Below are 14,038 nucleotides of genomic sequence, written 5' to 3'. Positions count from 1 at the left end.
GGACGCATTCATGCCACGAGCCGTACCTTTCACGCCGCGTGCGGTCCGCACGCTGGCCGCCGCCCTGATCGGCCTGACCGCGATCGCCGCGGCCGCCGCGACGTTCGACCTGAGCCCGGAGCAGCTCACGCGCCCGCGCGGCAAGGCCGATGCGGCCGTCGAGCGTGCGGTGCCCGCATCGTTCAGGTTCGCGGAAGCCGGCACGCTGACGATCGGCATCGCGCCGAGCCTGCCGCCGATCAGCACGTATGCGACCGACGCGCGCACCGTGATCGGCTTCGACGCGGACGTCGGCCAGCTCGTATCCGACAGCCTCGGCCGCAAGCTGAAGATCGTGCCGCTCGCGTGGGCCGACTGGCCGCTCGCGCTCGAGTCGGGGAAAGTCGACGCGGTGATCTCGAACGTCACCGTCACCGAGGAGCGCAAGCAGAAGTTCGATTTCTCGACCTACCGCAAGGACCAGGTCGGCTTCTACGTGCGCAACGACAGCAAGATCCGGTCGATCCGCGAGCCGAAGGACGTCGCGGGGCTGCGCATCGTGACCGACGCCGGCACCAACCAGGAAAAGATCCTGCTCGCATGGGACCGCGAGAACGTCGCGCACGGCCTGAAGCCCGTGCAGATCCAGTACTACGACGACCAGGCAATGCGGATCGTCGCCGTGCAGTCGGGCCGCGCGGACGCGGTGTTCAGCGTGAATTCGGTGCTCGCGTACCAGAGCGCGCAGCAAGGCAAGACGCGGCTGGTCGGCGCGATCAGCGGCGGCTGGCCGCGCACGGCCGACATCGCGATCGCGACGCGCCGCGGCAGCGGGCTCGCCGATCCGCTGACCGTCGCGCTGAACGCGCAGATCAAGAGCGGCCGCTACCAGCAGGTGCTCGATCGCTGGAACCTCGCGTCCGAAGCGATCGACCAGTCGCGCACGAACCCGCCGGGCTTGCCGAAGAGCTGAGCGCCACCCCTTCCCGCTTGCTCAGGAACGTCGAACATCATGTCTTACTCGCTTGCATTGCCGGACAAGATCCCGAGCGCCGTCGACGCGTTGCCGACCACGCCCGTACAAACGGCCCACGCGGCCGACCATTCCCTTTCCCCCGACCAGAACGCGTAACGCTCCCATGACGACCCGACGATCGATTCCCTTCGGCCTGATGCTGCAAGGCGCAGGCAGCCACATGAACGCATGGCGGCACCCGAGCAATCCGCCGGACGCGAGCATCAACCTCGACTTCGCGATCGGCATCGCGCGCCAGGCGGAAGCCGCCGGCATCGCGTTCGCGTTCGTCGCGGACGGCCTCTACATCAACGAGAAGTCGATCCCGCACTTCCTGAACCGCTTCGAGCCGCTGACCGTGCTGTCGGCGCTCGCGGTCGCGACGAAGAAGATCGGCCTCGCCGGCACGATCTCGACGTCGTACAGCGAGCCGTTCACGGTCGCGCGCCAGCTCGCGTCGCTCGACACGATCAGCGGCGGGCGAGCGGGCTGGAACGTCGTGACGACGCCGCTCGAAGGCACCGCGAAGAATTTCGGCAAGGCGCATCCCGATCACGAACTGCGCTACGAGATCGCCGACGAATACCTCGACGTCGTGCAGGGGCTGTGGGACAGCTGGGACGACGACGCATTCGTGCGCGATCGCGCGACCGGCCGCTTCTTCGATCGCGACAAGCTCCATACGCTCGGCCACCACGGTCGCTTCTTCAACGTCGCCGGCCCGCTGAACATCCAGCGCTCGCCGCAGGGGCAGCCGGTGATCTTCCAGGCCGGCTCGTCCGACACCGGCATCGGGCTCGCGGGCAAATACGCGGACGCGGTGTTCACGCATTCGCCGTCGCTCGACGAAACGGCGGCGTTCACGCGCCGCGTCAAACACAGCGCGGTCGAGCACGGGCGGCAACCCGGCGACGTGAAGATCTTCCCCGGCATCGGGCCGATCGTCGGCCGCACGGCGGCCGAAGCGGAGGACAAATACCAGGCGATCCGCGACCTGCTGACGATCGACGAGGCGCTCGCGTATCTGGGCCGCTATTTCGATCACCACGATTTCACGCAGTACGCGCTCGACGCGCCGTTCCCGGCGCTCGGCGACCTCGGCCGCAACAGCTTCCGCTCGACCACCGACCGGATCAAGGCCGATGCGCAGCGCCAGAACCTGACGCTGCGCGAGACGGCGCTCGCCGTCGCGACGCCGCGCCCGAACTTCATCGGCACGGCCGAGCACGTCGCCGACGAGCTGATCCGCTGGCACGACGCGGGCGCCGGCGACGGCTTCATCCTCGGCTTCGCGGTGCAGGCGCAGGGCGTCGACGATTTCATCGAACTCGTGATCCCTGTGCTCGAGGCGCGCGGCCGCTACAGCCGCGACCTGCCGGGCAGCACGCTGCGCGATCACCTCGGCCTGCCGCGCAAGGCGAGCCGTCATGTGACGCCCGGCGCGGCGCCGCAAAAACAGGACGACGCGGCCGAAGCGCACGCTTGATGCCGCCGCGCCGCCTGGCGCGGCGCGCTCCCGACCGACTCGAGGACATTCACCGACATGAGCGACACGACCCACCTCGGCGGCGCGCTGCCGCCGCTCTCTTCCCCCGGCGCACGCGACGCCGGCACGCACCTGCGCATCGTGCCGGCCCGCCACCGGTCCCGCACGGCCGGCACGGTGCTCGCGCTCATGCTGATCGCGCTTGCGCTGCATTCGATCCTCGGCAACCCGCAATGGGGCTGGCCGGTGTTCGCCGAATGGTTCCTGTCGCCGCCAGTGCTGTCGGGGCTTGCGCGCACGCTGGTGCTGACGCTGCTCGGCGCGGTGTTCGGCTTCGCGCTCGGCGGGTTCGTCGCGCTGGCCCGGCTGTCGCGCTCGCGCCTGCTCGCCGCGAGCGCATGGACCTTCGTCTGGCTGTTCCGGTCGATTCCGCTGATCGTGCTGCTGCTGATCCTGAACAACCTCGGCTACCTGTACGAACACGTGCGGCTCGGCGTGCCGTTCACCGACATCGTGTGGTTCGACACGCCGACCACCGACCTGATCAGTCCGTTTTTCGCGGCCGTGCTGGGCCTCACGCTGAACCACGCGGCGTTTTCCGCGGAGGTGATCCGTGGCGGCATTCTCGCGGTCGACCAGGGGCAGCTCGAAGCGGCGGCCGCACTCGGCCTGCCGCGCGGCCGCCAGACCACGCGGATCGTGTTGCCGCAGGCGATGCGCGCGATCCTGCCGACCGCGTTCAACGACCTGATCACGCTCGCGAAAGGCACGTCGATGGTCTACGTGCTCGCGATGCCGGAGCTGTTCTACACGGTGCAGGTGATCTATCGCCGCAATCTCGACGTGATTCCGCTGCTGATGGTCGCGACTGTCTGGTATCTGATCATCCTGACCGTGCTGTCGGCGGTCCAGGTGCAGGTCGAGCGCCACTATGCGCGCGGCGCGCTGCGCAACCCGCCGCCGTCGGCACTGACGTTCGTGCTGGCACGCGTCAGCGCGCTGTGGCGGCGTGCGGCGGCTGCCGTGCCGGCGCACGGGGATACCGCCGCCGCATCGGTGGCGCCGCTGTCGGCGCGTACCGGCGGCGAAGTCGCCGTGCACAACGTGTCGAAGCAGTTCGGCATGCAGCGCGTGCTCGACAACGTGTCGTTCGTCGCGCCACGCGGCAGCGTGACGGTGATCGTCGGGCCGTCCGGCTCGGGCAAGTCGACGCTGCTGCGCACGATCAACCACCTCGAACGCGTCGACGACGGCTTCATCGACATCGACGGCGAGCTGATCGGCTATCGCCGCGACGGCGACGCGCTGCACGAGCTGAAGGAGCGCGACGTGCTGAAGCGGCGCACGGCGGTCGGCATGGTGTTCCAGAACTTCAACCTGTTCCCGCACCTGACGGTGCTCGAGAACCTGATCGAGGCGCCGATCGCGGTTGCCGGCGTCACGCGCGACGCCGCCGAGCGCACCGCGCGCACGCTGCTCGCGCGCGTCGGGCTCGCGGACAAGGCCGATGCGTACCCGCGCCAGTTGTCCGGCGGCCAGCAGCAGCGCGTCGCGATCGCGCGGGCGCTCGCGTTGCGGCCGAAGGTGCTGCTGTTCGACGAGCCGACGTCGGCGCTCGATCCGGAACTCGTGAACGAAGTGCTCGACGTGATCAAGGAGCTTGCGCGCTCGGGCACCACGCTCGTGATCGTCACGCACGAGATCGGCTTCGCACGCGAAGTCGCGGACAACGTGCTGTTCATGGAGCGCGGCCGCGTCGTCGAGTCGGGGCCGCCCGCCGTCGTGCTCGACGCACCGGCTCATGCGCGCACGCGCGCGTTCCTGTCGCGGGTGCTGTGATGCACGCCGCTCACGAATCGAGAGACACCGCACGATGATCGACCGACGCCACTTCATGACCGCCGCGCTGGCCGCGGCTGCCGGCCTGCGCTGGCATGCGGCGGACGCCGCCGCCGCGACGGCGGACCTCGATCCGCGCCAGGCCGGCCGGATCCGCGCAGCCCGCGACGACGCGGCGATTCGCGCGGCGAGCGGCTACCGCTGGGTGCGCGACGGCGCGTTCACGGTCGCGATCGCGCCGCATGCGCCGCCCGTCTCGACCTATGCGACCGACGCGCGCACCGTGGTCGGCGCCGATCCCGACTATGCGCAACTCGTCGCCGATACCCTGGGCCGCACGCTCGTGCTGCTACCGATTGCATGGGCCGACTGGCCATTGGGTCTCACGTCCGGCAAGTACGATGCGGTGATCTCGAACGTCGGCGTGACCGAGAAGCGCAAGGAGAAGTACGACTTCACGACCTATCGGCTCGGGCTGCATGGTTTCTACGTCCGCACGGCCAGCCCGATCACGAAGATCGACGGCCCGAAGGACATCGCCGGCTTGCGTATCATCACGGGCGCCGGCACGAGTCAGGAGCACATCCTGCTCGAATGGAGCCGGCGCAACGTCGCGCAAGGGCTGAAGGCGACCGAACTGCTCTATTTCGACGACGATGCGGCGTCGCGCGTCGCGTTGCTGTCGGGCCGCGCCGATGCCGAGTTGAACCCGAACGCGTCGCTGGCCTACGAGGCCGCGCGCGACGGCAAGATCCGGCGGGTCGGCGTCGTCAACGCGGGCTGGCCGGCAACCGCGGATGTCGCGATCGCGACGCGCCGCGGCAGCGGGCTCGCGCCGGCGCTCACGCTCGCGACCAACGCGCTGATCGGCAACGGCCGCTACGGGCAGGCGCTCGCGCGCTGGGGATTGCAGAGCGAGGCGATCGCGCGTGCGGAAACGAACCCGCCCGGGTTGCCGTCGTTCTGAGGCAACGGGCCACGGGCCGGGTCACTGTCGTAACGACGCCCGACACGACATCGCCCCGGCATTCCGCAACGGAAATGCCGGGGCGATTCACGGTAACGACCGTTTTTGTCTACGCGGTCACCGCCGCGTCGTGCCGGTCGAGTTCCGCAACGTGCGTGTGGATCGCCGGAATCAGCGTACGCCCGTAATCGAGCGCATCGTCGAGCGGATCGAAACCGCGAATCAGGAACGTCGACACGCCGAGCCGGTAGTACGCGCCGAGCGCGCGCGCGACCTGTTCGGGCGTGCCGACGAGCGCGGTCGAATTCCAGCGCGCGCCCGTCAGGTTCGCAACGCCCATCCATAACCGTTCGTCGAGCACGTCGCCTTGCGCGGCGGCGGCCATCAATCGTTGCGAACCCGCATTCTGCGGCGCATGGCCGTCGATTGGCAGGCCGTTCGCGAGCCGCGCCGCCCGCACGCGCTCGCGGATCGCCTCGGCCTTCCGCCATGCAGCGGCTTCGGTGTCGGCGACGATCGGCCGGAACGACACGCTGATGCGCGGCGCGCGTCCGAACGGTGCGGCGGCGGCCCGCACGCGCGCGATCTGTTCGCGCACCGATGCGAGCGGCTCGCCCCACGTCATGTACACGTCCGCGTGCTGCCCCGCGACGGCCAGCGCGGCCGGCGACGACCCGCCGAAGTAGATCGGCACGTGCGGACGCTGCACGCCTTTCACGAGCGGCGACGCGCCGCGGATCCGGTAGAACTCGCCGTCGTGATCGACCGGCGCGTCGGCCAGCCAGATGCGTTTCAGCACGTCGAGATACTCGCCGGTACGACGGTAGCGCGCATCGTGCGGCACGAAATCGCCGTCGCGCTGCAGGTCGGCGTCGTCGCCGCCCGACACGACGTTCAGCGCGAGCCGGCCGCCGCTGAACACGTCGAGCGTCGCGATCTGCCGCGCGGCGGCCGACGGCACGATCACGCCCGGCCGGTGCGCCAGCAGGATGCGGATGCGTTCGGTCGCGGCGGCCGCGAACGATGCGACGACGAAGCCGTCCGCCGCGTTGCTGAAATGGCCGACCAGGATCTGGTCGAAGCCGGCCGTTTCGTGTGCGTGCGCGAAGCGCCGCACGTAATCGGGCTGGACGGCAGCGCCGCCTGGTACGTCGACCTCCGCGCCGGGTGTCGCGGTGATCATGCCGATGATGTCGACGGGCATGTCGGGGTGTCCTTCTGGTGGTCGGCCGGAAATGGCCGGAACAATGGCCGGGATCGAACCTGCCGCGCACCGCCTGCCGGCGCTGCACGGCGGCACGGTCACTGCGCGGCAGCCGTCTTTTGCGCCGGCACGGCGAACGCATCCGCATACGAGCGATCGAGCAGCTTCGACGTGTCGTAAGCGGCCGGAATCACGCCGGCCTTGTGCAGGAAATCGGCCGTGTTCTGCGCGTCCTTCGCGGCCGTCTCGTCGACCGGACCCACGCGCTGGTGCGCGTTGTTGAGCCAGCGGTACGCGACGTCGGGCTCGAGCTTCGCGCGCTTCGCCCACAGGTCCGCGTACTCGCGCGGGTGGCTGTCGACCCACTGGCGCGCGGCAACCACGCGCTTCAGGAAATCCGTGATTTCCACGCGCTTGCCCGTAGCCGCCTGCTCGTTCGCCGCGACGAAGCTCAGCGCGGGCATCAGCCCCTGCGCGGTCGTCACGGGCCGCGCGCCTTGCCGCAGCGCGAGCGTGCTGACGAACGGCTCCCACAGCGACACGGCATCGACCGAGCCGTTCGCGAGCGCATTGGTCGCGTCGATCGGCATCAGGTACGCGTACTTGACGGCGTCCGCGCGCAGGCCGGCGTGTTCGAGCGCGCGCAGCACGAGCTGCTGGCTCCACGCGCCGCGCCAGACCGCGATGGTCTTGCCCTGCAGGTCGGCGACGGTGCGCACCGGCGAATTCTTCGGCACGAGGATCGCGACGCCGTCGAGGCTCTGCCGCGACACCGCGACGACCTTCACCGGCGCGCCGCGCGCGGCCAGCGTGAGCAGCGCGGAATCGCCGAGAAAGCCGAGGTCGATCGCGTTGCCGTTCAGGCTCTCGGCGACGGGCGCGGCGGCCTGGAAGTGTTTCCACTCGATCGTGTAAGGCAGGTCCTTCAGTACGCCGGACGCCTCCATCGACGCCTGGATGTTGAAGTAATTCTGTTCACCGACGCGCAGCGTGACGGTGTCTTTCGCGAGGCCCGGCTGCGCGGCAAGCGCGAGCAGGAGCGCCGTGACGATTCGGCTCGACAAAGTGATCTCCCCGGAGGTTGGCAGGCTGCCGCACGACGGCGGCGCCCGGGATGGAACCGGTGAAGATACGTCGATCTTCATCATGAGACAAACGCAATATTCTGATATGGAAAGATGCAAATGTTTTATGAAGCGCAGCTCGCGTCGGAGGCCATGCGCGGCGCTTCGCGATGCGCCGTTCGAACGACTCCTCGATAGATATTTCGCACGCGAAATAAATCCTGAACTATATTTCGCATACGAAATAACTCGTCCAGCGAGGGCCGCCATGACATCCGAACCCATCGAATTTGCCGCCGCCGACGGCTATCCGCTGCGCGGCACGCTGTGGTCGCCGGACGCGGCGCCGCGCGCGCTGGTGCTGATCCATCCGGCCACGGCCGTGCCGGAACGGTTGTACGCGGGCTTCGCGCGCTTCCTGACCGGGCGCGGGTTCGCCGCGCTGACCTACAACTATCGCGGCATCGGCGCATCGCGTCCCGCGCGCCTGAGCGCGTTGCAGGCCCGGATGCGCGACTGGGTCGAGCTCGACGTCGGCGCCGCGATCGCGTGGGCGCGGCAAGCGTACGACGGGCTGCCGCTGCTGGCGGTTGGCCACAGCGTCGGCGGGCATGCGATCGGGTTGTCGGCCGGCACCGCGCATCTGCGCGCGGCCGTGCTCGTCGCCGCGCACGCGGGCAGCACGCGACTGATTTCGCGCGCGGCCGAACGCCTGAAGGTGCGGCTGATCCTGCGCGTGCTCGGCCCGCTCGCGTCCGCGCTGCTCGGCTACGTGCCGGGCAAGCGGCTCGGGCTCGGCGAGGACCTGCCGGCCGGCGTGTTCCGCGAATGGAGCCGCTGGACCACGCTGCCGCGCTACTTCTTCGACGATCCGACGCTGGGCGCCGCCGAGCGTTTCGGCAAACAGCAGTTGCCGATCCTCGCGCTCGGCTTCGACGACGATCCGTGGGCGAACCCGCGCGCGATCGACCTGCTGGTAAGCTATCTGACCCGGGCGGCCGTCGAGCGCCGCCAGATCGATCCGCACGCGGCAGGCAGCGGACCGGTCGGGCACATGGGTTTCTTCCGCAGCCGGCCCGGCACGGTGCTCTGGCCCGATGTCGCCGACTGGCTCGCGCAGGCGCTCGATGCGTCACGCGATGCGGGTCGCCCGTCCCTTTCCATTGCTGGTGGGAACCGAGCTTGAGCGAAGACCGACGACTGTTTTTCCTGTTGAACATCGGCCAGCGGCGCGTGCAGCGCTGGGTCGACCGCAAGGCCGAGGCCGAGACCGATACGGGAGCGAGCGCCGCGCAGGCCGGCGTGCTGTTCTGTCTCGCGAAGCAGGACGGCGCGCTGATCGGCGAAGTCGGCGCGGCGCTGCAGCTGGCGCCGTCCGCGATGACGGGGCTCGCGGACCGGATGGCGAAAGCCGGCTTGCTCGCGCGTCACGCGGATTCGGACGACGGGCGGGCGACGCGGCTGTTCCTGACCGACGAGGGTCACGCGGCGCTCAAGCGCGCCCGCGTGCTGCTGCGCGAACTCAACGGCAAGCTGTGCGACGGGTTTTCCGACGAGGAACTCGACGTCGTCGCGCGCTGGCTGCATGCGTTGCAGGACCGGTTTCCGGCGGAGCGCTGACGCGCCGATTCGTTGTGCGTGGTGTTGTCGAGCGGTGGTCGCAACACGTTGCAAACCCACGCGCATCTCGTTGATTTCCCGAGAAAATTTCAAAGCGCGGCGTCGCACGATCCACGGCGCTCGCGTTATTCGGCCAGCGTTGCCGACACGCGATCCAGCACGCTCGCCCGCCCACTGCACCCGCTTCCCGCCGGCATTTTCCGCCCTGGCCGCCATTTCACCGATCCGACAGAAACCCTACAGTCAGCCGCCGTTCTGCTTGGAATTTGAAATGATATAACATATCATTTCGCGTGCTCGTCCGCCTTGAATGCCGTTCCCGCCGGGTGGCCGGGCCTCGCCGAGTCATGTTCCCGCGGGTCATTGCGCGTCGCAGACGCAACAATATATCGTATCCAGCGATGACCCGCATGCCTCGTTTTCCGATCCGATTCCAATCGATTCACCGACCATGCGCGACCTCCCTCGTCTACCGCTTCGCCCGCTCTCGCCCGTTTCGCTGATGCTCTTCGCCGCCGTCGCGCACGCGCAGACCGATACGACCACCCCGTCGAATCCGCCGGCGGCCACGACGCTCGCCCCGATCTTCGTGACCGCGAACCCGCTCGGCGACACCGAACTGGTCGCGCCGACCACGCAACTGTCCGGCGACGCGCTCACGCGCCGCCAGGCCGACTCGCTCGGCGAGACGCTCAACGGCTTGCCCGGCGTGTCGACCACCACCTACGGGCCGATGGTCGGCCGCCCGATCATCCGCGGGATGGACGGCGACCGGATCCGGCTGCTGCAGAACGGCGTCGCGGCCTTCGATGCATCGTCGCTGTCGTACGACCATGCGGTGCCGCAGGATCCGCTGTCGATCGAGCGCGTCGAGATCGTGCGCGGGCCGGCCGCGCTGCTGTACGGCGGCAACGCGGTCGGCGGCGTCGTCAACACCATCGACAACCGGATTCCGCGCGAAGCGATCGAAGGCGTGACGGGTGCGCTCGACGCGCGCTACGGCGGGGCGAATTCGGTTCGCGCCGGCGCCGCGCAAGTCGAAGGCGGCAGCGGCGGCTTCGCGTTCCACATCGACGCGTTCGATCGCGAGGCGAGCAAGCTGCGGATTCCCGGCTATGCGCGCAGCAGCGAACAGCGCGCGATCGACGGCCCCGACACGCCACAGCCGTACGGCAACGTGCCGAACAGCGACGGCCGCGTGCACGGTGGCGCGGTGGGCGCGTCGTACACGTGGACGGACGGCTTCGCGGGCCTGTCGTACAGCGGCTACGAATCGAACTACGGTTCCGTCGCCGAGGACGACGTGCGGCTGCGGATGCGTCAGGAGCGCCTCGCGTTCGCGTCCGAGGTGCGCAACCTGAGCGGGCCGTTCACGAAGCTGAAGTTCGACTTCGCGTACACCGACTACCGGCACAAGGAAGTCGACAACGGCGAGACGGCAACCACCTTCCGCAATCGCGGCTACGAGGCACGCATCGAGGCGCAGCACCGCAAGATCGGCCCGTTCGAAGGCGCGATCGGCGTGCAGTTCGGCCAGAACACGTTCTCCGCGCTCGGCGACGAAATGCTCGTGCCGTCCACCCGCACCAGCAGCGTCGCGTTGTTCGGACTCGAGGAATGGCAGGTCAATTCCGCGCTGAAGCTGAGCCTCGGCGGGCGCTTCGAGCACGTGACGGTCAATCCCGATCCGGCCGGCGTCGAGAAATTCGCAGGGGCGCAGCCGCGCGACTTCAACGCCGGCAGCGTATCGGCCGGCGCGCTGTTCTCGCTGACGCCGGTGTGGTCGGTCGCGGCGAACGTCGCGTACACGGAGCGCGCGCCGACCTTCTACGAGCTGTACTCGAACGGCCCGCACGACGCGACCGGCCAGTTCCTGATCGGCAACCCGAACGCGTCGAAGGAAAAGGCCGTGTCGACCGACCTGTCGCTGCGCTATGCGAGCGGCCCGAACCGCGGCAGCGTCGGCGTGTTCTACAACCGCTTCTCGAACTACCTGACCGAGTACAACACGGGCCGCGTCGTCGTCGACGATGGCGAACCGGTCGCCGCCGGCACCGACGGCGCGCTCAACGAAGCGATCTATCGCGGCGTGCGCGCCGAGTTTTACGGCGTCGAGCTGGACGGCAAATGGCGCGCGTTCTCGCGACGCGGCCACACGGTCGACCTGGAGCTGACCGCCGACTACACGCATGCGCGCAACGTCGACACCGGCCAGCCGCTGCCGCGCATCGCCCCGCTGCGCGCGACGCTCGCGGCCGACTACGGATACGGCCCGTTCGGCGCACGCGCGCAGGTCACGCATGCATGGTCGCAGCACCGCGTGCCCGACAACGACTTCTCGACGGACGGCTACACGTCGCTCGGCGTGATGCTGACGTACAAGTTCCGCGTGCGCGCGACGCACTGGCTCGCGTACCTGCGCGGCGACAACCTGACGAACCAGGACATCCGCTACGCGACCTCGGTCGTGCGCGGCTTCGCGCCGGAAGGCGGCCGCAGCGTGATGGCCGGCCTGCGCACGACGTTCTGATCTCCCAACCCGGCGGCGCGTGCCGCGGGCCTGTCCGGCGCCCGGGAAACCGGGCGCCGGTTTTCGTTGTGCCGGCGCCGCCTGTTGCGCTGCCGCGCGACGACGCCCGCCCCTGCTTCTTCTCGAGCCGGATTCGGCGTCCGCAATACGCATCGGAAAATCCCTGATGCCGGTTATTAGACGGTCCGCTTTAAACGCCATTGCTTTAAACGCAAACGATAAAACCGGCCTGAAAATCCGCGTATGAACGGATTATCTCGCAGGTGATTTCGTATGTTGAATCGAGATCAAAAACGCCCGTCCGGCGGGGCTTTCGGCGATATCCAAAAAAATCGGCATCAGGGTTTTCGACGGGTAAAGAAATATCCGGAATACCCGTTAATGACGGCACGACCCTGTATCCGGTCGAACAATAAATCCCCATCGCCAACCACTCGCACAGAGGCACATCGTGAAAATCGCCAGAATCAGCATCAAGGCAAAACTGCTAGGCGGCTTCGGGTTGCTCGCCGCAGTCGTCGTGATCGTGTCCGGCATGGCGCTCAAGGCGCTGTCCGATACCAACGACGAGTTTTCCCGGTACATGAACGGCATCAACGCGCGCGCGAACCTGTCGGCGCGCATCCGAACGGCGGTGGACCGGCGCGCGATCGCCGCGCGCAACCTGGTGCTCGTGACCTCGCCGTCCGACATCGCGCTCGAACTGGCCGAAGTGCAACAGGCGCACAAGGACGTGCAGGACAACCTCGCGAAGCTGAAGGACATGATCGCGACGGCGACCGACACGACCGATCGCGCGCGCGAACTGGTCGCCGAGATCGTCCGCGTCGAAACCAGCTACGGGCCCGTCGCGCTGAACATCGTCGGGCTCGCGCAGGCCGGCAAGAAGGAAGATGCGACGCTGGATATCGACAATCGCTGCCGTCCGTTGCTCGCGCAACTGGTTCGCGCAACCGATGCGTACGCAACCTATACGCACGAGCGCGAAGTCGCGATCGCGCAGGAATTCTCGGATCGCTACACGACCGAGCGCAATCTGCTGTCGGCGATCTGCCTGACCGCGATGGTTGTCGCGGTGGGCGGCGGCCTGTGGCTGACGCGCAAGATCACCGCACCGATCGGTGCGGCCGTCGACGTCGCCCGCACGGTGGCCGACGGCGATCTCGGCAGCCGCATCAGCGTGAGCGGCAACGACGAGACGCGCGATCTGCTCGAAGCGCTGCACACGATGAACGCGCGGCTGATCGGCATCGTCGGTCACGTGCGCGATTCGTCGAACAGCATCGCGCATGCCGTCGGCGAGATCGCATCGGGCAACCTCGACCTGAGCCAACGCACCGAGGAACAGGCCGCGTCGCTGCAGGAAACCGCGGCGACGATGGAGGAATTCACGTCGACGGTGCGCCTGAATGCCGAGAACGCGCAGCAGGCGAGCTCGCTCGCCGCGAATGCGTCGGATGTCGCGCAGCGCGGCAGCGCCGTGGTCGGCCGCGTCGTCGACACGATGACGGAGATCGGCCACAGCTCGTCGAAGATCGCCGACATCACCGGCATCATCGAAGGCATCGCGTTCCAGACCAACATCCTCGCGCTGAACGCGGCCGTCGAAGCGGCGCGTGCCGGCGAACAGGGGCGCGGCTTCGCGGTCGTCGCGAGCGAGGTGCGCAGTCTCGCGCAGCGCTCGTCGACCGCCGCGAAGGAAATCAAGGAGCTGATCACCGCGTCGGTGCGGACGATCCAGGACGGCTCCGCGCTCGCGGGCGAAGCCGGCAAGACAATGTCGGACGTGACGCAGGCCGTCGCGCGCGTGACCGACATCATGGGCGAGATTGCCGCGGCCTCGGCCGAGCAGAGTCGCGGCATCGATCAGGTGAACCTCACGATCACGCAGATGGACGAGACGACGCAGCAGAACGCGGCACTCGTCGAACAGGCTGCGGCCGCGTCGAAATCGCTCGAGGCGCAAGGCCGCGAGCTGTCGGAGACGGTGTCCGCGTTCCGGATGCCGGCCGGCGAACACGCGCCGTCCACGCATGCACGCGCGCATGCGGCAGGCGACGCATCGCACTGGCAGGCTGCGACCGCGTAACGGCGTACACGATGGCTAGCGCGGCCGCGCGGAACACCGCCCGGCCGCGCTCGCGTGAGCGCTTATCACACGCGCATGAAACGGAACACCGTGAACGCCGAATCGAACGCGTCACGCACTTCGCGCATGCACTGTCCACGCATCCGCGCGCACCCCGCTTCTGCTCGACACATTGCAGTCGATCGGCACGATGCATTCGTATCCATTCGACGCAATGCCGAGGCGATTGCGCCCGACACGACATG

At 68.4% G+C, this 14,038-nt stretch carries 10 protein-coding genes; 8 read left to right on the top strand and 2 right to left on the bottom strand.

The features are described 5' to 3' along the window. The first annotated feature begins 10 nt into the window (after positions 1-10). The 4 genes from BX604_RS18370 (at position 11) to BX604_RS18355 (ending at position 5,286) form a co-directional block, all read left to right on the top strand. Positions 11-952, top strand: a complete 942-nt coding sequence (locus tag BX604_RS18370) for an ABC transporter substrate-binding protein (protein WP_098552042.1) — start codon at positions 11-13, stop codon at positions 950-952. A gap of 166 nt (positions 953-1,118) precedes the next feature. After that, positions 1,119-2,480 (top strand): LLM class flavin-dependent oxidoreductase, encoded by a 1,362-nt coding sequence (locus BX604_RS18365; RefSeq protein WP_098552041.1) that lies wholly within the window; start codon positions 1,119-1,121, stop codon positions 2,478-2,480. Between the two features lie 57 nt (positions 2,481-2,537). Further along, on the top strand, positions 2,538-4,319 hold the full coding sequence (locus BX604_RS39905; protein ID WP_098552040.1) for an amino acid ABC transporter permease/ATP-binding protein: 1,782 nt from the start codon (positions 2,538-2,540) through the stop codon (positions 4,317-4,319). Positions 4,320-4,353: 34 nt separating this feature from the next. Further along, the gene (locus BX604_RS18355) at positions 4,354-5,286 is read left to right on the top strand and encodes an ABC transporter substrate-binding protein (RefSeq protein WP_098552039.1); all 933 of its coding nucleotides are present in this window, start codon (positions 4,354-4,356) and stop codon (positions 5,284-5,286) included. A 109-nt stretch (positions 5,287-5,395) separates the two neighbouring features. Here the strand turns inward: BX604_RS18355 and BX604_RS18350 are convergent, their stop codons facing one another. Together BX604_RS18350 and BX604_RS18345 are read right to left on the bottom strand one after the other, a co-directional pair. Further along, positions 5,396-6,490, bottom strand: a complete 1,095-nt coding sequence (locus BX604_RS18350; protein WP_098552038.1) for an LLM class flavin-dependent oxidoreductase — start codon at positions 6,488-6,490, stop codon at positions 5,396-5,398. Positions 6,491-6,588: 98 nt separating this feature from the next. After that, positions 6,589-7,554 (bottom strand): ABC transporter substrate-binding protein, encoded by a 966-nt coding sequence (locus tag BX604_RS18345; protein ID WP_098552037.1) that lies wholly within the window; start codon positions 7,552-7,554, stop codon positions 6,589-6,591. A 268-nt stretch (positions 7,555-7,822) separates the two neighbouring features. Between BX604_RS18345 and BX604_RS18340 the strand changes: the two genes are divergently transcribed. The 4 genes from BX604_RS18340 to BX604_RS18325 all read left to right on the top strand — a co-directional run bounded on the left by BX604_RS18340 (position 7,823) and on the right by BX604_RS18325 (position 13,793). After that, the gene (locus BX604_RS18340; protein WP_098552036.1) at positions 7,823-8,740 is read left to right on the top strand and encodes an alpha/beta hydrolase family protein; all 918 of its coding nucleotides are present in this window, start codon (positions 7,823-7,825) and stop codon (positions 8,738-8,740) included. Beyond that, positions 8,737-9,174 (top strand): MarR family winged helix-turn-helix transcriptional regulator, encoded by a 438-nt coding sequence (locus BX604_RS18335; protein ID WP_098552035.1) that lies wholly within the window; start codon positions 8,737-8,739, stop codon positions 9,172-9,174. The genes BX604_RS18340 and BX604_RS18335 overlap by 4 nt, the downstream gene beginning before the upstream one ends. 502 nt (positions 9,175-9,676) lie before the next feature. Next, positions 9,677-11,704: a TonB-dependent receptor gene (locus BX604_RS18330; RefSeq protein ID WP_098552034.1), complete on the top strand. Its 2,028-nt coding sequence runs from the start codon at positions 9,677-9,679 to the stop codon at positions 11,702-11,704. Positions 11,705-12,155: 451 nt separating this feature from the next. Continuing rightward, positions 12,156-13,793, top strand: coding sequence for a methyl-accepting chemotaxis protein (locus BX604_RS18325; RefSeq protein ID WP_098552033.1), 1,638 nt, complete (start codon positions 12,156-12,158; stop codon positions 13,791-13,793). The last annotated feature ends 245 nt before the right edge of the window (positions 13,794-14,038 follow it).

Source organism: Burkholderia sp. JKS000303, from assembly GCF_002563755.1.
In the GTDB taxonomy this organism is placed as follows: domain Bacteria; phylum Pseudomonadota; class Gammaproteobacteria; order Burkholderiales; family Burkholderiaceae; genus Burkholderia; species Burkholderia anthina_B.
This window is presented reverse-complemented; position numbering and strand designations above follow the sequence as displayed.

Coding starts and splice junctions, on each gene's coding strand:
- BX604_RS18365 (WP_098552041.1), top strand. CDS start 1,119: ATGACGACCCGACGATCGATTCCCTTCGGCCTGATGCTGCAAGGCGCA.
- BX604_RS18355 (WP_098552039.1), top strand. CDS start 4,354: ATGATCGACCGACGCCACTTCATGACCGCCGCGCTGGCCGCGGCTGCC.
- BX604_RS18330 (WP_098552034.1), top strand. CDS start 9,677: ATGCTCTTCGCCGCCGTCGCGCACGCGCAGACCGATACGACCACCCCG.
- BX604_RS18350 (WP_098552038.1), bottom strand. CDS start 6,490: ATGCCCGTCGACATCATCGGCATGATCACCGCGACACCCGGCGCGGAG.
- BX604_RS18370 (WP_098552042.1), top strand. CDS start 11: ATGCCACGAGCCGTACCTTTCACGCCGCGTGCGGTCCGCACGCTGGCC.
- BX604_RS18340 (WP_098552036.1), top strand. CDS start 7,823: ATGACATCCGAACCCATCGAATTTGCCGCCGCCGACGGCTATCCGCTG.
- BX604_RS39905 (WP_098552040.1), top strand. CDS start 2,538: ATGAGCGACACGACCCACCTCGGCGGCGCGCTGCCGCCGCTCTCTTCC.